General features: G+C 67.4%; 25 protein-coding genes and 2 riboswitches. Of the genes, 13 read left to right on the top strand and 12 right to left on the bottom strand.

Translation table 11 applies throughout. The features are described 5' to 3' along the window. Positions 1–6 precede the first annotated feature (6 nt). Genes AC6BOR_RS13290 through AC6BOR_RS13300 form a run of 3 tightly spaced genes read right to left on the bottom strand, consistent with a single transcriptional unit; the run spans position 7 to position 1,488 of the window. Entirely contained in the window at positions 7–237 is a 231-nt protein-coding gene (locus tag AC6BOR_RS13290; RefSeq protein WP_498058861.1) for a hypothetical protein, read from the bottom strand. Continuing rightward, positions 230–883, bottom strand: a complete 654-nt coding sequence (locus AC6BOR_RS13295) for an HAD-IA family hydrolase (protein ID WP_498058862.1) — start codon at positions 881–883, stop codon at positions 230–232. Before AC6BOR_RS13295 ends, AC6BOR_RS13290 begins: the two co-directional genes overlap by 8 nt. After that, a complete protein-coding gene (locus AC6BOR_RS13300) occupies positions 880–1,488 on the bottom strand; it encodes an FMN-binding negative transcriptional regulator (RefSeq protein WP_498058863.1) in 609 nt (202 codons plus the stop codon). The genes AC6BOR_RS13295 and AC6BOR_RS13300 overlap by 4 nt, the downstream gene beginning before the upstream one ends. Positions 1,489–1,555: 67 nt before the next feature. Between AC6BOR_RS13300 and AC6BOR_RS13305 the strand changes: the two genes are divergently transcribed. Further along, positions 1,556–2,650 carry an MBL fold metallo-hydrolase gene (locus AC6BOR_RS13305; protein WP_498058864.1) on the top strand — a complete coding sequence of 365 codons (1,095 nt, stop codon included), beginning with the start codon at positions 1,556–1,558 and terminating at the stop codon, positions 2,648–2,650. Positions 2,651–2,657: 7 nt separating this feature from the next. Here the strand turns inward: AC6BOR_RS13305 and AC6BOR_RS13310 are convergent, their stop codons facing one another. After that, positions 2,658–3,098 carry a DUF983 domain-containing protein gene (locus AC6BOR_RS13310; RefSeq protein ID WP_498058865.1) on the bottom strand — a complete coding sequence of 147 codons (441 nt, stop codon included), beginning with the start codon at positions 3,096–3,098 and terminating at the stop codon, positions 2,658–2,660. An 80-nt stretch (positions 3,099–3,178) separates the two neighbouring features. Continuing rightward, positions 3,179–4,696 (bottom strand): M20/M25/M40 family metallo-hydrolase, encoded by a 1,518-nt coding sequence (locus AC6BOR_RS13315; protein ID WP_498058866.1) that lies wholly within the window; start codon positions 4,694–4,696, stop codon positions 3,179–3,181. A 354-nt stretch (positions 4,697–5,050) separates the two neighbouring features. On the opposite strand from AC6BOR_RS13315, the gene AC6BOR_RS13320 reads away from it, so the two are divergent. Together AC6BOR_RS13320 and AC6BOR_RS13325 are read left to right on the top strand one after the other, a co-directional pair. Beyond that, positions 5,051–5,203, top strand: coding sequence for a light-harvesting protein (locus AC6BOR_RS13320; RefSeq protein ID WP_086116942.1), 153 nt, complete (start codon positions 5,051–5,053; stop codon positions 5,201–5,203). A gap of 19 nt (positions 5,204–5,222) precedes the next feature. Next, the gene (locus AC6BOR_RS13325) at positions 5,223–5,495 is read left to right on the top strand and encodes a light-harvesting protein (protein WP_498058867.1); all 273 of its coding nucleotides are present in this window, start codon (positions 5,223–5,225) and stop codon (positions 5,493–5,495) included. A 208-nt stretch (positions 5,496–5,703) separates the two neighbouring features. Here AC6BOR_RS13325 and AC6BOR_RS13330 read toward each other — a convergent pair whose 3' ends face one another. Genes AC6BOR_RS13330 through ispH form a run of 4 tightly spaced genes read right to left on the bottom strand, consistent with a single transcriptional unit; the run spans position 5,704 to position 9,585 of the window. Then, positions 5,704–7,113, bottom strand: a complete 1,410-nt coding sequence (locus AC6BOR_RS13330) for a PucC family protein (protein ID WP_498058868.1) — start codon at positions 7,111–7,113, stop codon at positions 5,704–5,706. Positions 7,114–7,153: 40 nt separating this feature from the next. Beyond that, complete coding sequence (gene rnhA, locus AC6BOR_RS13335; RefSeq protein ID WP_498058869.1) at positions 7,154–7,636, bottom strand: ribonuclease HI; 483 nt, start codon at positions 7,634–7,636, stop codon at positions 7,154–7,156. Continuing rightward, positions 7,629–8,600 carry a homoserine kinase gene (thrB, locus tag AC6BOR_RS13340; protein WP_498058870.1) on the bottom strand — a complete coding sequence of 324 codons (972 nt, stop codon included), beginning with the start codon at positions 8,598–8,600 and terminating at the stop codon, positions 7,629–7,631. The genes rnhA and thrB overlap by 8 nt, the downstream gene beginning before the upstream one ends. Positions 8,601–8,610: 10 nt before the next feature. Continuing rightward, positions 8,611–9,585, bottom strand: coding sequence for a 4-hydroxy-3-methylbut-2-enyl diphosphate reductase (ispH, locus tag AC6BOR_RS13345; protein ID WP_498058871.1), 975 nt, complete (start codon positions 9,583–9,585; stop codon positions 8,611–8,613). A 92-nt stretch (positions 9,586–9,677) separates the two neighbouring features. On the opposite strand from ispH, the gene AC6BOR_RS13350 reads away from it, so the two are divergent. Continuing rightward, positions 9,678–10,316, top strand: a complete 639-nt coding sequence (locus AC6BOR_RS13350) for a hypothetical protein (protein ID WP_498058872.1) — start codon at positions 9,678–9,680, stop codon at positions 10,314–10,316. Here AC6BOR_RS13350 and AC6BOR_RS13355 read toward each other — a convergent pair. After that, a complete protein-coding gene (locus AC6BOR_RS13355) occupies positions 10,298–10,702 on the bottom strand; it encodes a PEPxxWA-CTERM sorting domain-containing protein (protein ID WP_498058873.1) in 405 nt (134 codons plus the stop codon). The genes AC6BOR_RS13350 and AC6BOR_RS13355 overlap by 19 nt on opposite strands. Before the next feature lie 114 nt (positions 10,703–10,816). Next, positions 10,817–10,912: riboswitch (glycine riboswitch) on the top strand. 1 nt (position 10,913) lies between these two features. After that, positions 10,914–11,027: riboswitch (glycine riboswitch) on the top strand. Positions 11,028–11,072: 45 nt separating this feature from the next. Between AC6BOR_RS13355 and gcvT the strand changes: the two genes are divergently transcribed. Genes gcvT through gcvPB form a run of 5 tightly spaced genes read left to right on the top strand, consistent with a single transcriptional unit; the run spans position 11,073 to position 16,294 of the window. After that, positions 11,073–12,212, top strand: a complete 1,140-nt coding sequence (gcvT, locus tag AC6BOR_RS13360) for a glycine cleavage system aminomethyltransferase GcvT (RefSeq protein ID WP_498058874.1) — start codon at positions 11,073–11,075, stop codon at positions 12,210–12,212. After that, positions 12,209–12,580 carry a glycine cleavage system protein GcvH gene (gene gcvH, locus AC6BOR_RS13365; protein WP_094472635.1) on the top strand — a complete coding sequence of 124 codons (372 nt, stop codon included), beginning with the start codon at positions 12,209–12,211 and terminating at the stop codon, positions 12,578–12,580. Before gcvT ends, gcvH begins: the two co-directional genes overlap by 4 nt. A 2-nt stretch (positions 12,581–12,582) precedes the next feature. Then, entirely contained in the window at positions 12,583–13,353 is a 771-nt protein-coding gene (locus AC6BOR_RS13370; RefSeq protein WP_498058875.1) for a class I SAM-dependent methyltransferase, read from the top strand. Positions 13,354–13,358: 5 nt separating this feature from the next. Then, positions 13,359–14,726 carry an aminomethyl-transferring glycine dehydrogenase subunit GcvPA gene (gene gcvPA / locus AC6BOR_RS13375; protein ID WP_498058876.1) on the top strand — a complete coding sequence of 456 codons (1,368 nt, stop codon included), beginning with the start codon at positions 13,359–13,361 and terminating at the stop codon, positions 14,724–14,726. Beyond that, positions 14,726–16,294: an aminomethyl-transferring glycine dehydrogenase subunit GcvPB gene (gene gcvPB, locus AC6BOR_RS13380; protein ID WP_498058877.1), complete on the top strand. Its 1,569-nt coding sequence runs from the start codon at positions 14,726–14,728 to the stop codon at positions 16,292–16,294. The genes gcvPA and gcvPB overlap by 1 nt, the downstream gene beginning before the upstream one ends. Positions 16,295–16,623: 329 nt before the next feature. On the opposite strand, the gene thpR is transcribed toward gcvPB, so the two are convergent. After that, positions 16,624–17,154 carry an RNA 2',3'-cyclic phosphodiesterase gene (gene thpR / locus AC6BOR_RS13385; RefSeq protein ID WP_498058878.1) on the bottom strand — a complete coding sequence of 177 codons (531 nt, stop codon included), beginning with the start codon at positions 17,152–17,154 and terminating at the stop codon, positions 16,624–16,626. A gap of 10 nt (positions 17,155–17,164) precedes the next feature. Next, positions 17,165–17,779 (bottom strand): arylesterase, encoded by a 615-nt coding sequence (locus AC6BOR_RS13390; protein WP_498058879.1) that lies wholly within the window; start codon positions 17,777–17,779, stop codon positions 17,165–17,167. 61 nt (positions 17,780–17,840) lie between these two features. On the opposite strand from AC6BOR_RS13390, the gene AC6BOR_RS13395 reads away from it, so the two are divergent. The 4 genes from AC6BOR_RS13395 (at position 17,841) to AC6BOR_RS13410 (ending at position 22,566) form a co-directional block, all read left to right on the top strand. Next, complete coding sequence (locus AC6BOR_RS13395) at positions 17,841–18,545, top strand: ABC transporter ATP-binding protein (protein WP_086116955.1); 705 nt, start codon at positions 17,841–17,843, stop codon at positions 18,543–18,545. Positions 18,546–18,554: 9 nt separating this feature from the next. Further along, positions 18,555–19,253, top strand: coding sequence for a dienelactone hydrolase family protein (locus tag AC6BOR_RS13400; protein ID WP_498058880.1), 699 nt, complete (start codon positions 18,555–18,557; stop codon positions 19,251–19,253). 74 nt (positions 19,254–19,327) lie between these two features. Next, positions 19,328–21,730 carry an ABC transporter permease gene (locus AC6BOR_RS13405; protein ID WP_498058881.1) on the top strand — a complete coding sequence of 801 codons (2,403 nt, stop codon included), beginning with the start codon at positions 19,328–19,330 and terminating at the stop codon, positions 21,728–21,730. A 98-nt stretch (positions 21,731–21,828) separates the two neighbouring features. Then, complete coding sequence (locus tag AC6BOR_RS13410) at positions 21,829–22,566, top strand: Bax inhibitor-1/YccA family protein (RefSeq protein ID WP_498058882.1); 738 nt, start codon at positions 21,829–21,831, stop codon at positions 22,564–22,566. The last annotated feature ends 62 nt before the right edge of the window (positions 22,567–22,628 follow it).

Here is a 22,628-nt window from a genome sequence, read left to right on the forward strand (position 1 = left end):
GCCGCCTTACCCGCGCCGGCCCCGCCAGAGCAATACAAAGGCCACCGCGAATTGCAGGATCGCGCCCACCCAGAACAAGGCGCTGGCCACCTGGCCGGTATCGCCCAGCGCCGCGCTGCGCCGCGCCAGCACCACGAACAGCCCACCAAACAGCAGTGAGATCAGCGCCAGCACCCGGCCCAGCCGCCGCAACCGCGCGACCATTTCGCCGGACGCGGGCACCTCCTCCTCAGCCATTCAGGATCGCCAGCAGATGGTCTGCATCACGGGCCACATACGCAGCGCCGGCTTCGATCAACTCGTCGGCCTCGTGATAGCCCCAGTCGACGCCGATGCCCGTCACCCCGGCGGCCTGGCCCATGGCGATGTCAAAGATCGTGTCGCCAATCATCACCGCTTTGTCATGGCCCACGCCGGCATCGGCCAGCGCGGCGTGCAGCATCGATGGATGCGGCTTGGATGGGTGGCGGTCAGCCGTCTGCAGCGAAATGAACAGCTCGTGGATGCCGTGGTGTTCCAGCGCCAGCTTCAGCCCGCGGTCCGACTTGCCGGTCGCCACCGCCAGCAGCCAGCCATCGCCGGCCAGCCTGTCGAGCAGGTCGCGGATGCCGGGATAGAGCGGCTCGGCATCCAGTGCCTTGTCGGCGCGCAGGCGCTGAAAGGCGGTCTTGTAATCCTCGGCAAGCGAAAGATGCAGATCATGCCCGGCCTCCGGCAGCAGGGCCTGCATCGCCTCCACCAGGCTCAGGCCGACGATGCGGCGCGTGGCATGATCGGGGGGCGGGGCAATGCCGTGGCGCTGGAAGCTGGATGCCATCGCCCGGATGATGTTCACCTGGCTGTCGATCAGCGTGCCGTCACAATCAAAAACCGCCAGTTTCAAATGTCGTCCCTTTTCGCCCGTGCCCGCCGGATGGCGGCCGCACCCCCATGTTCGCCCAGGCCCTCCAGCGCCGCGATCACGCCCGCCACATCGGCGTCGCTGCGGTTCTGGCTGGCCTTCAAGGTGGTGCGGATGGCGGCGGGCACCAGTTCATAACCGGTGATCGCGCGCATCATCGCTTCGGCCTTCGGGCGGGGCATCTTGTGCATCGTCCAGTCCTGCCCCACCCGGGGTTCGAACGTCGCGGCGGCGAAATGCAGCAGTTCCTCCAGTTCGGCCATGTCCATCGCGCGCACCACGCCCTCGATCTCCACCGCCTGGTAATTCCAGGTCGGCACATTGCCCGCCGGTTCAACATACCAGTTTGGTGACACATAATGGCCCGGCCCGCCCACGCTGATCAGCGCGGTCAGGCCATCGAGATTCCTGGCCAGCGCATTGCCGCGGGCAAGATGGAACATCAGCGTTCCGGCCGGCGTCACCAGCACCGGCGCATGGGCCACGCGCGGGCCATCGGGGGTCTGCCCGAAAATATGGGCAAAGCCGTGGGCCGCCACAAAGGCCAGCGGATCATCATCGCAGCGGAAGGCGGCATTGGGATGCATGGACCGAGGGTTTAGCCTATCAGCAGCGGGAGTCGACTTTACGTTTACGTCAACCTAAGCTCGCAGCATGACCGAACCGCCCCCGTTGCTGCCCATTCCGCCCGGCCACGCCAGCACGGCACCGCGCCAGGCGGAGGAGCGGAACGGCCTCACCTACCCGCTCGGCCGCTGGGTGCCGGGGCCAGGGGAGGCCGAAGAGGTGGTGCCCGGCATCTTCTGGGTGCGCATGGGCCTGCCGTTCGGCCTTGATCACATCAACCTGTGGGTGATCGACGCCGGCGATGGCTGGGCCATCGTCGATACCGGTGTTGGCCTCCCGGCCAGCAAGGCGGCATGGGAAGCGCTGCTGGCCGGGCCGTTCGCGGCCAAGCCGGTCACCCGTGTCATCGTCACCCATTATCACCCCGATCATCTCGGCATGGCCGGCTGGCTGTGCCGCAAGTTCGACGTGCCGCTGGAAATCACCCGCACCGAATATCTGCTGGCGCGCACCCTCATCCTCGATGTGCGCGATGCCCCGCCGGATGAGGCGGTGGCCTTCTCCGTCCGCGCCGGCTGGAGCGAGGAACAGGTCGCCGCGATGAAGGCCAAGGCCTGGGGCAGCTTCGGCAAGATCATTTCGAAGATGCCCGCCGGCTTCAAGCGGCTGCGCGATGGCGATGTGCTGACCATCGGCCCACGCCGGTTCACCGTGGTGGTCGGCCGCGGCCATGCGCCGGAACATGCCTGCCTGGTGGCCGATGACGTGATGATCTCCGGCGATCAGGTGCTGCCGCGCATCACCAGCAATGTGAGCGTCTATCCCACCGAGCCTTATGCCGATCCGCTCGGTGACTGGCTCGAGAGCATCGAACGGCTGCGCGCCATTCCGAACGACGTGCTGGTGCTGCCCGCCCACAATGAGCCCTTCTTCGGCCTGCACACCCGTCTCGATCAGCTCGCCGCCGATCACCATGGCAAGCTTCAGAAGCTCGAAGCCTTCTGCGCCGACCCCCGCACTGCGGTGGATTGTTTTGCCGCCCTGTTCCGCAAGCCGATTGGCGAGGCGGACTATGGCCTCGCCACCGGCGAAACCGTCGCCCACCTGCACTGGCTGGAAGAACGCGGCCGGGTGCGTCGGTTGAAGGATGGTTCCGGAGTCGATCGCTTCGTGCAGGCCTGACCGCGCCTCAGGCCGGCGGGTCCGCGCCGGCGGCCGCATCACCGCCAAAGCCGTGCATCGCCATCCGCCATTGCAGCGCGATGATCGCCCCCTTGCACGGCTGCAGCAGGCCGATGGCCAGGCCTGCGGTGACCGGCAGGGTGATGGCCGCGGCCATGCCCGGCGACACGCTGCTGTCCCGCGCCAGGTGCACGGCCAGCGGCGCCACCAGATGCCCGGTGATGAACAGCGCGGCATAGGCCGGAAAATCGTCGGCGCGCTGCAGGGTCAAGTCCTGATCGCAGGCGGCGCAGCGATCCACCGGCTTCAGAAAGGCGCGGAACAGCCGCCCGCGCCCACAGCGCGGACAACGCCCCACCGCACCGCGCGCCATGGCCCGCCAAAGGCCAATTGGCCCGGCTTCACCAGTGGCGGCCTTGTCGGCCATGCTGTTGGTCAGGGTCGGCATGCTCCGCATCGCACTTTGCACGCTCTGTCGCCTGGCACCATCGGGGCTTTCCCATAATTGGCGGGCGAGCCACCTCCAGATCAGCGCGCCACCGCCATTTCATAGAGGAAATCCACGAACCCCGCCGTGCAGCCCGCCAGGCCCTGCACGGCCGGGTTGATGCTCTCGATCAGGAAATATTCGTCGGGCGCATGGGCGCCGCTGCCATGGCCCAGGCCAAACTGCCCGGCCGGCAGGCTCACCGGCGGCTGGGTGAACACGCTGCCGGGCCAACTGCCGGCGAGGCGGGGGTAGAGTGTGGCGCGTGCACCAAAGCGGGCATAGACCGCCTGCTGCGCGCGGATCACGCGGCTGTCCTCGGCGGTTTCGGTCGGGTCATAACCGCCACTCACCACCACCTCGATATCGCCAAAGCCGCGCTTGGCGAGATGCGCCTTCAGCTTGGCTTCGGCCTCCTTCTTGGTTTGGTTCGGCACCAGCCGGCATTCCAGCTTGGCCTCGGCCCGGCCCGGCAGCACGGTCTTCCCGCCCGGCCCGGTATAGCCGGCAACAAGGCCCTGGATATTGACCGTCGGCTGGCTGGCCAGCCGTTCCAGGCTCTGCTGCCACGGCTCGTTGTTGATCCACATCTTCACGCCAAAGGCGGCCTTGGCCTGTTCCTCGCTCTGGGACGCAGCGGTCTGCGCGATCAGTTCCTTCTCGCGCGCCGTCAGCAGCCGCACATTCTCGAACCAGCCATCGATGGCCGGTGTGTGGCCATCGGCTTCCACCAGCGTGTTCAGCGCCTGCACCAGATGCCAGACCGGGCTGTCCACCTGGGCGTGATAGCTGGAATGGATGTCGCCCTTCGGGCCCTTGCCCCAGCGCTCACCGCTGGCGATGAGCTGGAATTCCAGCGGCCCCTTGGCGCCCAGGTTGATCGACGTGCTGCCATCCTTGCCCTGCCAGGCGCTGGGGATGATGATCCCGTCGCAGCGTTTCAGCGCCGCCAGCACCTCTGGTGCCTGCACGATCTCGTGGAAATGGGGGGAGGCGATCTCCTCCTCGCCTTCGGCGACCAGCACGAGGTTCACCGGCAATTTCTGCCCGGCCTCGCGAAAGGCGTGCAGGGCGGCGAGGAACGCCGCTTCCGGCCCCTTCTGGTTGATGGCGCCGCGCCCCAAGATCACCTGGCCCCAGCCCGGCTTGTTGGTGATGCGCGCCTCGAACGGCGGGCTCGACCATTCGGCCGGGTTCACCTGCTTCACGTCATACATGAAATAGATACCAACCGTGCGCTTGGCCCCGGCATCCAGCGTGGCAAAGATGCCGGGCTGGCCGCTCGTCGGCATGCGCCTGACCATCTGGAAGCCGGCATCCTTCAACAGGCCCATCGTGTAGGCGCAGGCTTCTTCCATCCGGTAATTCTCGGCCGCGATGCCGGGATTTTTGATCCAGTCCTGGATGCGGGCGATATTGTCGGGCAGCTGCTTGTCGATGGCGGCGCGGATTTTCTTCTGCGCATCGGCCCCCGGCGGCTTGGGGGTGGCTGCAAGGGCAGGGGCTGCGGCCAGCGCGGCGGCCCCGGCCAGCAGGTGGCGGCGGTTGAAATCGGTCATCTTGTCCCCTCTGAAACTGTCAAGCACGGCAGACAGTAAACCGCGCCGCGCGCGGGCTCAAACCGCCTTTTTCGCCGGCTTTGCCATGCTGCATTGCGGCAGGGGCCGTGTTGCGGCGCGAAAGTGTCAGCCTGGCCATACGCAAAGTTCCGGCGACACATTGACACATGCGGCAGAATGGATATGGGGAGGGAGCTGCGACCGTCTGCCGCGACCCCTTACCGGGTCGGCCCGTCGGTGGATGGTCGAGGCAAGGACTGGGTCGACAATGTCATTGCCCATTCCGGCAAACAGTCGGGAAGCCCGAGCTGCTCAAAGGGGGCGACGGTTATCCGAATGGGAGAGGAGTTCAACATGGCTGAAGATACCAAGGTCTACCCGACCGGGTTGACCGAAAAGGAAGCGATGGAGATCAACGAAGGCCTCAAGTGGGGCACGCGGATCTTCGGCGGCATTGCCGTTCTGGCCCACGTGCTGGCGTTCGCGCTGACCCCGTGGCTGCACTGAGATCAGAGGAGACTGACACATGAATGAAGGTCGTATCTGGCTCTACGTCAACCCCAGCGTTGGCCTGCCGCTGTTCTTCATCGGCGTCGCCGCGATCGCTCTGATCGTGCACGCCTCGATCCTGCTCAACACCAGCTGGTTCGGCAGCTACTGGCAGGGTGGCGCTGCCGCCGCTGCCGAAGCTCCGGCCGCTGAAGCTCCGGCCGCTGAAGCCGCCCCGGCTGCTGACGCGATGGCCCCGGCCGCTGAAGCCGCTCCGGCTGCTGAAGCTCCGGCCGAAGCCGCCAAGTAAGCGTTTCGCCCGGCGCGGGCCGGGCATCGCTGAACGAGAGGCCGGCGTTCCCACCATGGGGGCGCCGGCCTTTTCGCGTCTGCACGCCGCGCGCGGGTGCCCAGCATGACCAGGCTGACGAATCGCTGTCCAGCCAGCTTGACACATGCCGTGATGCGCAAGGGCGCCTGTCCCAGCCCTTGCTGCAGCGCAGCGTTAAAAAATATTTTCAGTTCTGGGTGTCGCGGCGCAGCAACGGCCACATTGCCGCCAGCGTGCAGAGCATGAAGGCCAGTTCCAGGCAGAAGATCAGGCCATAGCCGCCCGCGCCGGCCGGCATCGGCAGGCCGATGTTCACACTCTTGGCCAGATCGCGGATCACCCCGCCGATGGTGGCGCCCACGCCCTGGCTGGTGGCCTGCACCGCGCCCCAGGCGCCCATGGCGATGCCCACCTGGCCCTTGGGCGCCAGCTGCATCGTGGCGGTCAACGTGCCATGGCCAAACAGGCCGGTGCCGATGCCGGCCAGCAGCACGCCCAGCGTGAACAGCTCCGGCGTGTCGGACCCGGCGGCAAAGATGATCAGGCCATAAGCCGGCAGGCCGATGATGGCGCCCAGGCTGGCCATGCGGAACGGATCGGCGCCCAACGACAGCACATGGCTGGCATAGACAAAGCCCATCAGGCTGCCGCCGGCCATCAGCGCCGACAGCAGGGTGGTGGTGCCCACGCCCAGCTTCAGCACCTCGCCGCCATAGGGTTCCAGCACGATGTCCGACATGGAAAAGGCCAATGTGCCCAGGCCCACGGCCAGCAGGCGCAGCACGGTCTTTTCCTTGCCGATGAACAGGTTCCAGCTTTCCCGGAAAGTCGGATCGGGCGTTGCCGGTTCGGTGCGGCGATAATGGGGCACGCGCGCTTCCTGTTTCCACAGCGCGGTGAAGTTCAGGATGATGGTGATGACGGCGCTGCCCTGGATCACCTGGATCAGCCGGCCCTGGCTGAAATCGCCCAGCGCCCAGCCAAAGAACAGCGAGGCCGCGATGCTGCCGACCAGCAGCATCACATACATCAGGCCCACGACATTGGGCTGCTGTTCCGGCTCGGTCAGGTCGGTCGCCAGCGCCAGGCCGACGGTCTGCGTGGTGTGGATGCCGGCCCCGACCAGCAGAAAGGCCAGCGCGGCGGCCGGCTGGCCCAGCCAGATCCGCTCGTCATAGGCTTCCTGCGCGCCGGCCAGCACCAGCAGCGCGAACGGCATGATCGCCAGGCCGCCAAACTGGATCATCGTGCCCAGATAGATATAGGGCACGCGCCGCCAGCCCAGCGCCGATTTGTGCGTATCGGATTTGTGGCCGATCAGCGCCCGGAACGGCGCGGCGAGCAGCGGCAGTGCCAGCATGATGCCCACCAGCGTTGCCGGCACGCCCAGCTCCACGATCATCACGCGGTTGAGCGTGCCAACCAGCAGCACCAGGCTCATCCCCACGCTGACCTGGATCAGCGACAGCCGCAGTAGCCGCGACAGCGGCAATTCCGGGCTGGCAACATCGGCGAACGGCAGAAAGCGCGTCCCCCATGTCATCCACACCTTGATGAGCTGGGCGTTCAGGCCCTTTTGCGCGGGTTCGGCAGACATGGGCGCTCCAAAGCCGATTGTGCGGCGCTTGGCAATGGCCTCAATCGCCGCTGGCGGTGTCGCTGGTGCCGCTGCCAGCCTTCATCCGGGCGATGGCGTCATTGGCCAGCTGGTCGGCCCGCTCATTCTCGGCATGGCCGGCGTGGCCCTTCACCCAGTGCCAGCGCACCACATGCGGGCGGGCGGCGGCCAGCAGCGCCTGCCACAGATCATCATTCTTCACCGGCTTTTTGTCGGCCGTCTTCCAGCCGTTCTTCTGCCAGCCGTGCACCCATTTGGTGATGCCATCGCGCACATAAACACTGTCGGTGGTCAGATCGACCTCGCACGGCCGGGTCAGCGCCAACAGGCCGGAGATCGCCGCCTGCAACTCCATGCGGTTGTTGGTGGTCAGCGCTTCGGCGCCGGAAAGCTCCTTCTCGGCGGCGCCAAAGCGCAGGATCGCGCCCCAGCCGCCGGGGCCGGGATTGCCCTTGCAGGCACCGTCGGTGAAAATCGCCACCTTGGGGCGCTGATCAGCCACCCATCATCTCCGGCGTGGATGCCAGATACCAGCCCAACCGGCGGGCAAAGGCCATCGGGTCCTTGCGCGTCACCAGCGCATCGGCCGGGGTGTTGATCCAGTCAAAAGCGCGGGTCAGGGTGAAGCGCAGCGCCGCGCCGGCCGCCAGCCGGGGCAGGGCGGCCCGCTCGGCCGCGGTCAGGTCCACCACCGCGCCATAGCCCTGCATCAGCGCGGCGGCACGCTCTGGGAAAAACTGCCGGCCATCGTGGCTGAAGCACCAGGCGGCGTGGGTCACCGCCACGTCATAGGCGCGCAGATCCGTGCAGGCGAAATAGAAATCGATCAGCGCCGTGACCTTGCCATCCAGCAACAGCACATTGTCGGGGAACAGATCGGCATGGATGGTCGTCACCGGCAGGCCCACCGGCCAATCGGCCCCCGCCGCCAGCCCGGCCGCCACCAGACCGGGCAGCGCCGCATCAATCTCGCCCAGCCGGCTGCTGCCGTCGGGATTGGCACAGCGCGCCGCCAGCGGCGCCCAGCTTGCCGGCCCAAGTGCATTGGGGCGCACGGCGGTGAAATCACCGGCGGCCTGGTGCAGCCGGCCCAGCGCTGCGCCCACTTCCTGCGCGGCGGCCGGCGTCGCCTCCGTCACGCTCACACCGGGGGCGAATTCGATCAGGCAGGCCGGGCGGCCGTTCAGCACCTGCAGCGTGCGGCCCTGCCGGTCGGCCACCGGGCCGGGCACCGGCAGACCCTTGGCCGCCAGATGGCCGATGAAGGCGAGAAACCAGGGCAGATCGCCGGCCGCGACCCGCTTTTCATACAGGGTCAGGATGAAGCGGCCGGTCGTGGTTTCCAGCAGATAATTGCTGTTCTCCACCCCTTCGGCGATACCCTTGAAGCTGATCGCCGCGCCGATGTCATAGCCGGACAGGAACGCCGCCAGCTCATCGGCGCTGACCTGGGTATAGACGGCCATGCCTGCCGCCTCAGGCGGTCAGCGCGCGTGGCAGCTTGAACACCACCTCTTCCACCGCGGTGGTGATATTCTCGGAAGTCACGGTGAAGCGCTCGGTCAGGGCGGCAATCACCTCCTGCACCAGCAGCTCGGGGGCGGACGCACCGGCGGTGATGCCCACGGTCGCCACGCCATCCAGCCAGCCCCAGTCAATCTCGGCCGCACGCTGGATGAGGTAAGACCGGGCGCCCTCGCGCTCCGCCACTTCGCGCAAGCGCTGGCTGTTGCTGCTGTTGCTGGCGCCGATCACCAGCACCAGATCACAGCGCGGCGCCATCGCCTTCACCGCCTGCTGCCGGTTCGACGTGGCATAGCAGATGTCATCGCCGCGGGGGCCTTCGATGGCCGGGAATCGGCGCTTCAACTCGGCCACCATGTCGGCGGTGTCGTCCACGCTCAGCGTCGTCTGGGTCAGGAAGCCCAACTTGCTGGTGTCGGCCGGCTGCACGGCCTGCGCGTCTTCCAGCGTCTCGATCAGGGTCATGGCGCCGTCTGGCACCTGGCCAAAGGTGCCGATCACCTCCGGATGGCCTTCATGACCGATGAAAAGGATATGGCAGCCCTGCGCCACCAGGCGTTCGGCCTGGCGGTGCACCTTGGATACCAGCGGGCAGGTGGCATCAACATAGGTCAGGCCGCGCTCTTCGGCCTTGGCCGGCACCGCCTTGGGCACGCCATGGGCGGAAAACACCACCGGCACGCCGTCCGGCACCTCGTCCAGCTCCTCGACGAAGATGGCGCCCTTGGCCTTCAGACTGTCCACCACGAACTTGTTGTGCACGATCTCGTGCCGCACATAAACCGGCGCGCCCCAGCGCTCCAGCGCGAGTTCGACGATGTGAATGGCACGGTCAACGCCGGCGCAGAACCCGCGCGGGGCGGCAACCAGCACATTCAGCGCCGGACGGTCGGCAGTGGCAAGCGGGGCGGAAGCAGCATCGATCATGGCCGGGCTGATACGCGATTGGCCCGGCTGCTGCAACGCCGCCCCTGCAACGCCGCTTGCCCCGATGCGAATTGCCCCATAGGAGAAAGGCCATGATGCCGATGTTCCAGCGCCGCCGCCTTGTTCCCGCCAGCCTGCTGCTGGCGACGCTGGCCCTGGCCGGCTGCGAACGCAACCCGCTGATCGTCAAGCGCTCCGCCTGCCCGGCGGTGGCGGTGGCCGCCCATGTCGGCGATATCAGCCTGTTCCGCACCCCCGGCGATCCTGATGCCGCCAATCTGGATGCCATCGCCACCATCACGAATGTGCGCGACGCCTGCACCGAAACGGCCGAAAAATTCGTCACCCGCATCAATTTCGATGTGATTGCCCGCCGCACCGATACCGCCCAGCCGCGCCAGCTCGTGCTGCCGGTGTTTGCCGCCGTCGTGCAGGCCGGCAACATCATCAACGCCAAGCAGCTGACGAACGTGACGGTGAATTTCGCCGCCGGCCAGGAACGCGCCATCGCCAGCACCAGCATCGAAGCCGGCGTGTCGCGCAAGGCCGCCAGCGTCTCGCCGGAAATCCTCGATCGCATCAACCGCAACCGCCGCCCCGGCGATATTGATGCCGCCACCGATCCCATGGCCGATCCCGAAGTGCGCGCCGCCCTGCGCGCCGCCAGCTTCGAAGTGCTGCTGGGCTTCCAGCTCGACGATCGCGCGCTGGCCTACAACGTCGCCAAGTGACGGCGGCGGGCGTGCAGCCCCACCAGGCCAAAGCCTGACAGCAGCAACAGCCAGGCCGCCGGTTCCGGCACCGGCTCCATCCCGTATCGCGGCCTGATGCCCCAGGCCATTTCGGCCTCACCGGTGCGATAGGCCACCGGGCGCAGGCCTGAACCAAAGGCCGGTGCGTCCCGCTGCCCCGGCATCGCCTGCGGCAGCCCCTGGCCCAGCCCGGCCGGTGGCGGCACCGCCGGCGCGGTCCACACCGGTTCGGCCGGGCCCGGCCAGTCGCGACCGTATGTCACAGCCGCGTTTTCGGGGGCCGGTGAAGGTGCCGGCTCCGGGCGCACCAGAACCGCGGCGGTGATGCCTGCGCACAGCAGGGCAAGGGCAATGGGCAGCTTCATGCCCCCGTCAACGGCCGCCGCGGCCGATGTTTGCGCGCCGCTGGGGGATTTTGCCCCCATTGACTCCGCGCACCGCTTCGCCCAAGCGGCGAGGCGTCGTCGGGGGCAACTCCGGCGCCGCGCGCGGGAGAGTGCGACGGGGAAACCCGAAGCCGCCGAAGGAGCAAGCCGCCCCCGGAATCTCTCAGGCCCAAGGACCGCGCCGGCGTATCAGCGACACTCTGGAAAGCGGATGCGGGTTCACACCGGCATCCCACCGAAGGGGTAAGCCTGCGGACGCACGTCCCGGGTCAAAGCTCTCAGGTCTGGCGACAGTGGGGGGTGAAAGGTTCGGCAACCCGCCGGGCCGTGAACTGTTGCCGGGGGCCTTATGGCTGATGATGCCGATCTGAAACCACTGCCATTGGATGGGCTGCACCGCCGGCTGGGCGCGCGCATGGTGCCGTTCGCCGGCTATGCCATGCCGATCCAATATGAAGGCATCATTGCCGAGCACAACTGGACGCGGGAACAGGCCGGCCTGTTCGATGTCTCCCACATGGGCCAGCTGTTGGTTGAAGGCGATGGCGCTGCCGACTGGCTGGAGAGCCTTGCTCCCGGTGATTTCAAGGCCCTGCAGCCGCACCGCGTCCGCTATTCGCTGCTGCTGGCCGACAATGGCGGCGTGCTCGATGATCTGATGGTCACCAACACCGGCCGCAGTCTCTATCTGGTCGTCAACGGCGCCACCAAGCACGACGATATCGCCCATATGCAGGCGCGGCTGCCGGCCGGGATCAGCCTGCACCACATGACCGATCACGCCCTGCTCGCCCTGCAGGGCCCGGCCGCGGTGGCGGTGATGAGCCGCTTCACCCTCACCCCCGAAACCGCCGACCAGCCGGCCTTTGCCGATCTGAAATTCATGGCCGGGGCGCGCTATCACTGGAATGGCGTGCTGATCGGCGTCACCCGGTCGGGCTACACGGGTGAGGATGGCTATGAAATCTCGGTGCCCTCCACCCATGCCGAGGCTCTGGCCGAAGCGCTGCTGGCCCATGCGGAGGTGAAGCCCATCGGCCTTGGTGCCCGCGATTCGCTCCGCCTCGAAGCCGGCCTGCCGCTCTATGGCCATGATCTCACCCCCGAAATCACGCCAGTGGAGGCAGATCTCAGCTTCGCCATCTCCAAGCGCCGCAAGACCGAGGGTGGCTTCCCCGGTGCGGCGCGCATCCTGGACCAGCTGTTCAACGGCGCCCCGCGCAAGCGCGTGGGCCTGGCCATCGAAGGCCGCATGCCGGCGCGCGAAGGCGCCACCGTCTGGAATGGCGACACCCAGGTTGGCATCGTCACCTCCGGCGGCTTTGCGCCCAGCCTCTCCGCCCCCATCGCCATGGCTTATGTCGAAACGCCACTGGCCGGCGATGGCACGGCGCTGGAAATTGATGTGCGCGGAAAGCGGATTGCCGCCCGCGTCGTGCCGATGCCGTTCCGTCAGAAAAACTATGTGAGGGAAGGAAAACAGGGATGAGCCGTCTTTACACGCAAGAGCATGAATGGATCGACGTGGATGGCAGCACCGCCACCGTCGGCATCACCGATTATGCGCAAGGCCAGTTGGGCGATGTCGTGTTCGTCGATCTGCCCGAATCCGGCCGCGCCGTGACCAAGGGTGGCGAAGCCGCCGTCGTCGAATCGGTCAAGGCCGCGTCCGACGTCTATGCCCCGGTCTCCGGCACCGTCACCGAAGCCAATCCGGCGCTGGCCGACGATCCTTCGCTGGTCAACAGCGCGCCGGAAGGCGATGGCTGGTTCTTCAAGCTCACCCTTTCCGACGCCTCGGAACTGGATGGCCTGATGGACAAGGCCGCTTACGAAGCGTTCGTCGCAAGCCTCTGAAGATGACGGCCGGCACCACCACCGCCTGGAATCCCGTGCTCTATGCCGCCAACGCCGCCTTCGTGCCGGCGCTGGGGGCACCAGTGCTGGATCTGCTCGCCCCCAAGGCTGGGGAGCGGGTGCTGGATATCGGCTGCGGCGATGGCGTGCTGACGCAAAAGCTGGTGGAGGCCGGCTGCACCGTGGTGGGCATTGATGCCGATCCCGCCATGGTGGCCGCTGCGCAAGCCCGGGGCCTCGATGCCCGGGCCGGCGATGCGCGCGACCTCGCCTTTGATGGCGAGTTCGATGCCGTCTTCACCAACGCCTGCCTGCACTGGGTCGGTCAGCCGGAACGGGTCACCGCCGGGGTGAAGCGCGCGCTCAAGCCCGGCGGGCGCTATGTCGGCGAATTTGGCGGCCATGCCAACATCGCTGCCATCCGCACCGCGCTGATCGCCGTGCTCGCCCGTCACGGCTTCCCGCCGGCCGGCAGCGAAACCAGCTATTACCCCACGGCCGCAGCCTTCCGCGCCGTGCTGGAAGCCGGCGGTTTCGTGGTTGAAACCTGCCAGATCATTCCGCGCCCGACGCCGCTGCCCGAAAGCGGCATGGCCGGCTGGCTCGAAACCTTCCGCGGCGGCTTCATCGATGCCGCCGGCGTGCCGCCCGCGCTGCACGATCAGATCATCACCGAAACCTGCCGCCTGCTCGCGCCCGCGCTGCAATGGGCCGACGGCCAGTGGACGGCCGATTATGTCCGCATCCGTTTTTCCGCTCAACTGCCGGAGTAAGCCCGTTGCGCTACCTGCCCCTTTCCGATGCCGACCGGTCAGCCATGCTGGCCACCATCGGCGCCAAGACCATCGATGATCTGTTCATCGATGTGCCCGCCGAAGCCCGGCTCGAAGGCCCGATTGCCGGCTTGGCCGGCCATGCCAGTGAAATGGCAGTGGAACGCGCGCTGGTGAAGATGGCGGCGAAGAACGCCACCGCCAGCACCACGCCCTTCTTCATCGGCTGCGGCGCCTACAAGCATCATGTCCCGGCCACGGTCGACATGGTGATCCAGCGCGGCGAATTCCTCACCGCCTACACCCCCTATCAGCCGGAAATCGCGCAGGGCACGCTGCAGGTGCTGTTCGAATTCCAGACCCAGGTTGCCCGCCTGACCGGCATGGAGGTGGCCAACGCCTCCATGTATGATGGCTCGACCGCGATGACCGAGGCCGTGTTCATGGCCCGCCGCATCACCCGCAAACCCAAGTGCATTGTCTCGGCCGGTGTCCACCCGCACTACACGGCGGTCTTGAACACGCTCACCCGCTTCACCGGCGATGTCGTGGTGGCCGGCACCCCCAGCCTCACCGCCGGCGCGCCGGGTGACGATCTCGCCAGCCTGATCGCGCAGATCGATGCCGAAACCAGCTGCGTCGTCGTGCAGAATCCCAATCTCTTCGGCCATATCGCCGATCTCACGCCGCTCGCCGATGCCTGCCACAAGGCCGGCGCGCTGCTGATCGTCGTCGTCACCGAAATCGTCTCGCTGGGCGCGGTCAAGTCGCCGGGTGAAATGGGTGCCGATATCGTCGTGGGCGAAGGCCAGTCGCTCGGCGCCGGCCTGCTCTTTGGCGGGCCCTATCTCGGCCTGTTCGCCTGCCGCGAAAAACATGTGCGCCAGGCCCCGGGCCGGCTGTGCGGCGAAACGGTGGACGCCAGCGGCAAGCGCGGCTTCGTCCTCACCCTCTCCACCCGCGAACAGCATATCCGTCGCGAAAAGGCGACCAGCAACATCTGCACCAACTCCGGCCTGATTGCGCTGGCCTTCTCGGCCCACCTCACGCTGCTGGGCGAAAAGGGTCTGCGCCAGCTCGCCGCCCTCAACCACGCCCGCGCCGTGCAGCTGGCCGAACGGCTGGGCCGCGTGCCGGGTGTGACGTTGCTCAACGGCCCGTTCTTCAACGAGTTCACCCTCGATCTCGGCCGTGAAGCCCGCCCGGTGGTGCGCAAACTGGCCGAAAAGGGCGTGCTGGCCGGCGTCTCGCTGGGCCGGCTGTGGCCGGGCGAGAAGGCCCTGGCAAATGGCATGATCGTGGCGGTGACCGAAACCGCGACCGACGAGGATTTTGACGCGTTCGAGGACGCGCTGGATGAGGTGATGGCGTAATGGCGATGAATGATGTGGGCCGCCCGACGCGGCCAGAACTCTCCCGTGTGGCCGGCACCGGTGCGGTCGCCGAAACCTTCACCGGCAACAAGGCGCTGATGCTGGAAGAGCCGTTGCTGTTCGAACGCGGCAGCCTCGACACCTCGGGCGTTGATCTGCCGCCGGTGCCGCCGGTGCCCGATCGCCTGGGCGGCCTTGCCCGCGATGCGGTGATCGGCCTGCCCGGCCTGTCCGAACCGGAAGCCGTGCGGCACTACACCCGCCTGTCGCGGCAGAATTATGCCATTGATCTGGGCATCTTCCCGCTGGGTTCCTGCACGATGAAGCACAACCCGCGCCTCAACGAGAAGATGGCGCGGCTGCCCGGCTTTGCCGATATCCACCCGCTGCAGCCGCAATCCACGGTGCAGGGCGCGCTGGAACTGATCGACACGCTGGCCGATTGGCTGATGAAGCTGACCGGCATGCCCGCCGTCGCCATGAGCCCCAAGGCCGGCGCCCATGGCGAATTGTGCGGCATGCTCGCCATCCGCGCTGCGCTCGATGCCAAGAATGATCCGCGCCGCGTCGTGCTGGTGCCCGAATCAGCCCATGGCACCAATCCGGCCACCGCCGCCTTCTGCGGCTTCACCGTGGAAAATATCCCGGCCAACGCCCGCGGCCGGGTGGATCTCGATGCGCTGCTCGCCCGGCTCGGCCCTGATGTGGCGGCGGTGATGATCACCAATCCCAACACCTGCGGCCTGTTCGAACCGGATCTGAAGACGATTGCCGATGCGGTCCATGCTGCCGGCGGCTATGTCTATTGCGACGGCGCCAACTTCAACGCCATCGTCGGCAAGGTGCGCCCCGGCGATCTTGGCGTCGATGCCATGCACATCAACCTGCACAAGACGTTCAGCACGCCGCACGGCGGCGGCGGCCCCGGCTCCGGCCCGGTCGTGCTGTCGGCAGCGCTGGCGCCGTTCGCGCCGATCCCGTTCGTGCGCAAGACGGCCAAGGGCACGCTGGAACTGGTGGAGGAAGACAGCGCCGCCACCCACGCGGGTGACAGTTTCGGCCGCATGGTCGCCTTCCACGGCCAGATGGGCATGTTCGTGCGCGCCTTGAGCTACATGATGAGCCACGGCGCCGATGGCCTGCGCCAGGTGTCGGAAGATGCCGTGCTCAACGCCAATTATGTGCTGGCCAGTCTGAAGGACCTTTACACCGCGCCGTTCGCCGCCAGCGGCCCGTGCATGCACGAAGCGCTGTTCAGCGATGATTTCCTGGATGGCAGCGGCCTCACCACCCTCGATCTCGCCAAGGCGATGATCGATGAAGGCTTCCACCCGATGACCATGTATTTCCCGCTGGTCGTCCACGGTGCGATGCTGGTCGAACCCACCGAAACCGAAAGCAAGGCCAGCCTGGATCAGCTGATCGGTGCGATGCGCCACATCGCCACCAACATGCTGGCCGATCCCGATGCCTGGCGCAGCGCGCCGCACCTGGCCCCGCGCCGCCGGCTCGATGAAACGCTGGCCGCGCGCAAACCGGTGCTGGGCTGGAAGGAAAAGGCGGCCTGAATCTGGGCGACCTGATCTGGACGCGCCGTGGCCGACGGGATCTGCCAATCCCGTCGGCCCGGTTCGCATGGACGCGTCGAACCGCCTCACTGAACAGCCGTCTTGGCCTTGCGGGCAAGCATGTGGGGTCGGCTGTGGTCAGTCGGTGTCGGCACCCCGGGGGGAGGTGCCGACACGACCAGCAGTGCAATGGCCGTGCCAGCAAAGCCTGGACCTGAATATATTGGGGAAATTCCCCACCGCGCCCGAAAGGGTCGGTCCATGGCGGCAATTTGCATTATTTCCTATTGCGAAATGCAAAGATCGTTGCAGATTGCAACGTGCGCCGATCAAGCCGGTCTGGCCGGCCAGCGGGCAACCACGGCATAATCACTGCCGTCCTTGCCCATCCGGCTTTCGAACAGCGCGAACTGGTCGACCGTCCAGCCGATGCGCGGCAGCGGCGCCTGCGGCCAGCCGGCGGCTCCGATCATCCCGCGCCCGCGTGCCAGCGTGATGTGCGGCACAAAGGCCCGGGTTTCGCGTGCGATGCCCGCCCCGGCCAGGGCCGCATCCACCGCCTTGGCCAGGGCCGCCAGCCGATCGGCCGGGCGCACGCCCACCCACAGCGTGTCGATCCGGCCGCGATGCTCGAACAGGCCGGCCTCGCCCAGTTCGGCGGTGAAGGGCCGGATGTTCACCCGCCCCAATGCGGCGGCAATATCCTGCGCCTGGTGCCGGTCCACCGCGCCGATGAAGCGCAGTGTCAGATGCAACTGCTCGGCCCGCTGCCAGCGGGCGCCGGCCACACCGCCCATCGCTCCCAGCAGCGCCGCCGTCACCGGCGCCGGCAGCTCCAGCCCGACAAACAAGCGCATCATGGCAGCCGCATCATTTGATCTGGGCCAGCTCCCGCTCCACTGCCGGCAGGATGCGGCTCACCATCACAGCCACGCCCCTCGCATTGGGGTGCATGCCGTCGGCCAGCTGCAGGCCCTTCTGCGCCGCCACGCCATCCAGGAAGAAAGGATAAAGCGCCACGCCATTGGCCTTGGCCACCGCCGGGAACAGGGCTTCAAATTCCGTCACATAGGCCTTGCCCAGCGTCGGATTGGCGCGCATGCCGGCCACCAGCACGCGGGCGCCTTTCGCCTTGAACGCCTTCACCATCGCGTCAAGATTGTCCTTCGCCACCCGCGGCGGCTGCCCGCGCAGCATGTCGTTGGCGCCCAGTTCCAGCACCACCAGATCCGGCTTCTGCTTCATGCCGGCCAGCACCCAGCCGATGCGCGCGCGCCCCTGCGTGCTGGTGTCGCCCGAAACCCCGGCGCCCACCACGGTCACATCGCGGCCCTTCGCCCGCAGCGCCTTTTCCAGCTGCGGCGCAAAGCCCTGGCCGGGCGGCAATTGGTAACCAGCGGTCAATGAATCGCCAAAGGCCAGCACCACCAACGGTTTCGCAACCGCGGCCTGCGACACGAAGGCCGCAATTATCATGGCTGCCATCTGGTAAAGCGCACGACGAATGCCTAATTCGGGCAAGACTCAACTCCTCCACAGGCGGGACATGGACAATCCTATCGTCATTGATGCCCGCGATGTCACCCTCCGTCTTGGCGACGGCGATGCCGCAGTCGATGTGCTGCGCGGCCTGAACCTGGCCATAACGGCTGGCGAGCGTGTGGCGATCCTCGGGCCGTCGGGCTCCGGCAAATCATCCGCCATGGCAATATTGTCGGGCATGGAACGCGCCACCTCGGGCCGGGTCACCATCGCCGGGGCTGATTTTTCCCGCCTTGATGAAGATGGCCTTGCCCGCGCCCGCCGCGGCCGCATCGGCATCGTGCTGCAGGCCTTCCACCTCATCCCCACCATGACGGCGCTGGAAAATGTCGCCGTGCCGCTCGAACTGGCCGGTGAAGCCAACCCGCAGGCCCGCGCCCGCGCCGAGCTGGAAGCGGTCGGCCTCGGCCACCGTCTCACCCATTATCCCACCCAATTGTCCGGCGGCGAGCAACAGCGCGTCGCCATCGCCCGCGCCCTCGTCGGCCGGCCGGCGCTGATCTTCGCCGATGAACCCACCGGCAATCTCGATGCCGCCACCGGGGAGACCATCGTCCAGCTGCTGTTCGGCCGTCTGGCCGAAACCGGCGCCACGCTGGTGCTGATCACCCATGATGCCGATCTCGCCCGCCGCTGCAACCGCGTCATCACTATGCGCGACGGTCTTATCGTCTCCGATCAAACCACGCTTCAAACCGCTGCAGAATAGGGGAATATCATGACCAGCCTCAGCTATTTCGACGGCGATGCCGAATGCGAAGCCTATGTCGCGCTGCCCAGCGGCCCTGGCCCGCACAGCTGCGTGCTGATCGCCCCCAATTGGGTCGGCCAGACCGCGTGGGACAACAATGTCGCCGACAAATTGGCCGCGCTTGGCTATGTCGCGGTCGCCATCGATGTCTATGGCAAGGGCCGGCGCGGTGATCCGGCCGGTGACAACAGCGCCCTGATGGGCCCCTGGGTGGCCGATCGCGCCGCCCTGCGCCGCCGCCTGATCGCCGCTGTCGATGCCGCCGCTGCCCTGCCGCAGGTGGACGATGAACGCATGGCCATCATCGGCTATTGCTTCGGCGGCCTGTGCGCATTGGATGTCGCCCGCGCCTGCGATCCGCGCATCAAGGCGGCGGTCAGCTTCCACGGCATCTACAACCCCGGTCTCGGCGCTGCCGGCCCGATCACCGCCAAGGTCATGGCCCTGCACGGCTGGGAAGACCCCTACACCCCGCCGCAGGACCATCACGCGCTGGCTGCCGAGATGACCGCCGCCGGCGCCGATTGGCAAATCCATGCCTATGGCGGCACCTGGCACAGCTTCACCAACGAACATGCCAACGCGCCGGGCACCGCCATGTACAGCCCCGATGCCGACCGGCGCAGCTGGGCGGCGATGACCGGCCTGCTGGCGGAAGTGCTCTGAGCCTCTCGCTCCGCCTTGCCCTGCGCGAACTGCGCGGCGGCCTTGCCGGCCTGCGCATCCTCGCCGTGTGCCTGGTGCTCGGCGTGGCTGCGCTGGCCGGGGTCGGCAGCCTCGCCAGCGCCATCAACGCCGGCTTGGCCGAACGCGGCCAGGATCTGCTCGGCGGCGATGTCGCCGTGCGCCTCTCCGGCCGCTTCGCCTCCGCGGAGGAGCTTGCCACCATCCGCGCCACCGGCACCGTGAACGAGGTGGTGAAGCTGCGCGGGATGGCGGCCAATGCCAGCGGCGGCGATGCCGTGCTGGCCGAAGTGAAGGCGGTGGACGACCGCTGGCCGCTCTATGGCCGCGTGGTCATCGACGGCGCCGCCCATATCATCCCCGGCACCGCCGCCGCCCAGCCGGCCCTGGCCGACAAGCTGAACCTGAAACCGGGGGACCGCATCACCCTCGGCCAGGTCAGCTTGCGCTACCTCGGCCCGCTGGTGGAAGAGGCTGACCGCGCCGCCGACGGCTTCGGCTTCGGCCCCGGCCTCGTTATCCACCGCGCCGATCTCGATCGCGCTGGTCTCCTGGGCCTCGGCAGCCTGTTCACCGTGGATTACCGCATCAAACTGCCGCCCGGCACCAGCATCGAATCCGCCCGCACCCGGCTGGAGGCCGCGGTGAAAGCCGGCGGCGGCCGCGTGCGCGATCGCAGCAATGGCGCGCCCGGCACCCGCAATTTCGTCACCCAGCTGGGCCAGTTCCTCACGCTGGTTGGCCTCACCGCGCTGGTGGTCGCTGGCGTCGGCGTTGCCGGCGGCGTTTCGGCCTACATGGGCGCACGCACCCGCACCATCGCCACGCTGAAGGTGCTGGGAGCCGACAGCGCCACCATCCGCGCTGTCTATCTCTGGCAATTGGCGCTGGTGTCGGCCGGCGCCGTGCTGATCGGCCTTCTGATCGGCGCGCTCATCCCCGCCGCCGTCGGCCAGTTCGCGGCGGACAGCCTGCCCGTCCCGCCGGCGCCCGGTCCGCAATGGGGGGCGCTGGCGCTCGCCGCCACCTATGGCAGCCTGGTCGCGCTGGCCTTCGCGCTGTGGCCGCTGGGGCAGGGGGCCGCCATGCCGGCTGCCCGCCTGCTGCGCAGCCTCACCGAACGCCGCGCCCGGCCCGGCCTCGGCACCATCGCCACCATCGCGGCGGCGATCACCCTGGTGCTGGCGCTCACCATCATCGAGGCGGAACAGAAGCTGTTCGTCATGGGCTTCCTCGCCGGTGCCATCGGCCTCATCCTGCTGTTGTGGGCACTGGCGGCGCTGGTCAAATGGGCCGCCACCCGCGCGCCCCGCCCCGGCGGCACGCTGGCCCGGCTGGCGCTGGCCAATCTCCACCGCCCCGGCGCGCCCACCCGCAACCTCATCGTCGCGCTTGGCCTTGGCCTCACCCTGTTTGCCACGCTGGCCAGCATCGAAGGCACGCTGGCCGCCCAGATCAACCGCACCATCCCCACCCGTGCGCCCAGCTTCTTCGTGCTCGATATCCCCAACGACGCGAAAGACCGCTTCGCCGCCCGCGTCGCCGCCACCGCACCGGGGGCGCAAACCGTCATCGTCCCCTCGCTGCGCGGCCCGGTCACGGCGGTGAACGGCGTGCCGGCCGAAAAGATCAACGCCCCCGAAGCCTGGATCCTGCGCGGTGATCGCGGCCTGTCCTATGCCGCCGATCTGCCGGCCAGCAACAGCATCGTCCAGGGCAAATGGTGGCCGCGTGATTATGCCGGGCCGCCGCTCGTCTCCATCGATGAAGACGCCGCGCGCGCCCTCGGCCTCAAGATCGGCGACAATATCACCCTCTCCGTCCTCGGCGTTGAAATCACCGCCACCATCGCCTCGACGCGCAAGATCGACTGGCAGTCGCTCGGCTTCAACTTCGCCATCCTCTTCGCCCCCGGCACGCTGGAGGCGGCGCCCCACGGCTGGATGGCCACCGTGCAGGTGCCGACCAGCGCCGAACCAGCCCTGCAGCGCGCCATCACCCGCGAATTCCCCACCGCCAGCAGCATCCGGGTGAAGGATGTGATTGGCCAGGTGCAGACCTTGCTGGGCCAGCTTTCCGCCGCCATCCGCGCCGCCGCCAGCGTCACCGTTGCCGCCGGCATCGCGGTGCTGGTCGGCGCCATCGCCGCCGGCGCGCGCGCCCGCACCTATGATGCCGTCCTGCTGAAGCTGCTCGGCGCCACCCGCGGCCAGGTCGTGCGCGCCACGCTGGCCGAATATGGCGCGATTGCCGTGATTGTCGCCGGCCTCGCGCTGCTGCTGGGCAGCGCCGCCGGCTGGTTCGTCATCACCCAGGTGTTCAACCTGGAATGGACGCCGGATTGGCCGCGCGTGGTGATCACCGTGGTGGTGGGGGCCATCGCGACGATTTTCCTTGGCCTCGTCGGCAACTGGCAGGCCCTCTCCGCCCGCCCGGCTGCGGTGCTGCGACAACTCTGAACGCTGCGTCCCGTCGCACGGGTCATTGAATATTCAGCCAACATGCCCGATATTGCAGCTGTCGCCGACCAATCGTCGGCCACAGGAGGATGAATATCATGGCCAATAATATGGACCCCCGGCTTGCTGCCTTCCGGGCCCAGGCCCCCGAAGCGGTCGGTTATGACGCCGGCCTGCGCAGCTACATGCTAGGCATCTACAATTACATGGCGTCCGGCGTGCTGCTCACCGGCATCGTCGCGCTGCTGGTCTATTCCAGCCCGGCGCTGTTCTCGGTCTTCTTCAACGAATTTGGCCGCCCGACCATCCTGGGCTGGGGCGCCATGCTGTCGCCGCTCGTCATGGTCATGGCGATGAGCTTCGGCTTGCACCGCATGTCCACCACCACGGTCAAGGGCCTCTATTGGGCCTATGCCGCGCTGATGGGCGTGTCGATGAGCACCATCTTCGCCCGCTACACCGGCGCGTCGGTGGCGCAGACCTTCTTCGTGACCGCGGCCAGCTTCGGCGCGCTCAGCCTTTATGGCTACACCACGAAAAAGGATCTGTCGGCCATGGGCCGCTTCCTGTTCATGGGCCTCGTCGGCATCATCATCGCCTCCATCGCCAACATCTTCATCGGCTCTTCGGGGCTGCAGCTGGCGGTGAACATCCTGGGCGTGCTGATCTTCGCTGGCCTCACCGCCTATGACACGCAGCGCCTGCGCGACATGTACTGGCAGGTTCAGGGCACCGATTTCGCCGGCAAGGCCGCGGTGATGGGCGCGCTGACGCTCTATCTGAACTTCGTCAACCTGTTCCAGTTCCTGCTCAGCTTCATGGGCAACCGCGACTGATCAGGCGGACACGCCAAACAAAAGGGCCCGGCAGAGCAATCTGCCGGGCCTTTTTCGTTTCG

The organism is Sandarakinorhabdus sp. FBCC-B8862, from assembly GCF_059745315.1.

Excerpts from the sequence above, each read along its gene's own strand:
- AC6BOR_RS13290 (WP_498058861.1), bottom strand. The coding sequence starts at position 237 with ATGGCTGAGGAGGAGGTGCCCGCGTCCGGCGAAATGGTCGCGCGGTTG.
- AC6BOR_RS13300 (WP_498058863.1), bottom strand. The coding sequence starts at position 1,488 with ATGCATCCCAATGCCGCCTTCCGCTGCGATGATGATCCGCTGGCCTTT.
- AC6BOR_RS13305 (WP_498058864.1), top strand. The coding sequence starts at position 1,556 with ATGACCGAACCGCCCCCGTTGCTGCCCATTCCGCCCGGCCACGCCAGC.
- AC6BOR_RS13310 (WP_498058865.1), bottom strand. The coding sequence starts at position 3,098 with ATGCCGACCCTGACCAACAGCATGGCCGACAAGGCCGCCACTGGTGAA.
- AC6BOR_RS13315 (WP_498058866.1), bottom strand. The coding sequence starts at position 4,696 with ATGACCGATTTCAACCGCCGCCACCTGCTGGCCGGGGCCGCCGCGCTG.
- AC6BOR_RS13320 (WP_086116942.1), top strand. The coding sequence starts at position 5,051 with ATGGCTGAAGATACCAAGGTCTACCCGACCGGGTTGACCGAAAAGGAA.
- AC6BOR_RS13325 (WP_498058867.1), top strand. The coding sequence starts at position 5,223 with ATGAATGAAGGTCGTATCTGGCTCTACGTCAACCCCAGCGTTGGCCTG.
- AC6BOR_RS13330 (WP_498058868.1), bottom strand. The coding sequence starts at position 7,113 with ATGTCTGCCGAACCCGCGCAAAAGGGCCTGAACGCCCAGCTCATCAAG.
- thrB (WP_498058870.1), bottom strand. The coding sequence starts at position 8,600 with ATGGCCGTCTATACCCAGGTCAGCGCCGATGAGCTGGCGGCGTTCCTG.
- ispH (WP_498058871.1), bottom strand. The coding sequence starts at position 9,585 with ATGATCGATGCTGCTTCCGCCCCGCTTGCCACTGCCGACCGTCCGGCG.
- AC6BOR_RS13350 (WP_498058872.1), top strand. The coding sequence starts at position 9,678 with ATGATGCCGATGTTCCAGCGCCGCCGCCTTGTTCCCGCCAGCCTGCTG.
- AC6BOR_RS13355 (WP_498058873.1), bottom strand. The coding sequence starts at position 10,702 with ATGAAGCTGCCCATTGCCCTTGCCCTGCTGTGCGCAGGCATCACCGCC.
- gcvT (WP_498058874.1), top strand. The coding sequence starts at position 11,073 with ATGGCTGATGATGCCGATCTGAAACCACTGCCATTGGATGGGCTGCAC.
- gcvH (WP_094472635.1), top strand. The coding sequence starts at position 12,209 with ATGAGCCGTCTTTACACGCAAGAGCATGAATGGATCGACGTGGATGGC.
- AC6BOR_RS13370 (WP_498058875.1), top strand. The coding sequence starts at position 12,583 with ATGACGGCCGGCACCACCACCGCCTGGAATCCCGTGCTCTATGCCGCC.
- gcvPB (WP_498058877.1), top strand. The coding sequence starts at position 14,726 with ATGGCGATGAATGATGTGGGCCGCCCGACGCGGCCAGAACTCTCCCGT.
- thpR (WP_498058878.1), bottom strand. The coding sequence starts at position 17,154 with ATGATGCGCTTGTTTGTCGGGCTGGAGCTGCCGGCGCCGGTGACGGCG.
- AC6BOR_RS13390 (WP_498058879.1), bottom strand. The coding sequence starts at position 17,779 with ATGGCAGCCATGATAATTGCGGCCTTCGTGTCGCAGGCCGCGGTTGCG.
- AC6BOR_RS13395 (WP_086116955.1), top strand. The coding sequence starts at position 17,841 with ATGGACAATCCTATCGTCATTGATGCCCGCGATGTCACCCTCCGTCTT.
- AC6BOR_RS13400 (WP_498058880.1), top strand. The coding sequence starts at position 18,555 with ATGACCAGCCTCAGCTATTTCGACGGCGATGCCGAATGCGAAGCCTAT.
- AC6BOR_RS13410 (WP_498058882.1), top strand. The coding sequence starts at position 21,829 with ATGGCCAATAATATGGACCCCCGGCTTGCTGCCTTCCGGGCCCAGGCC.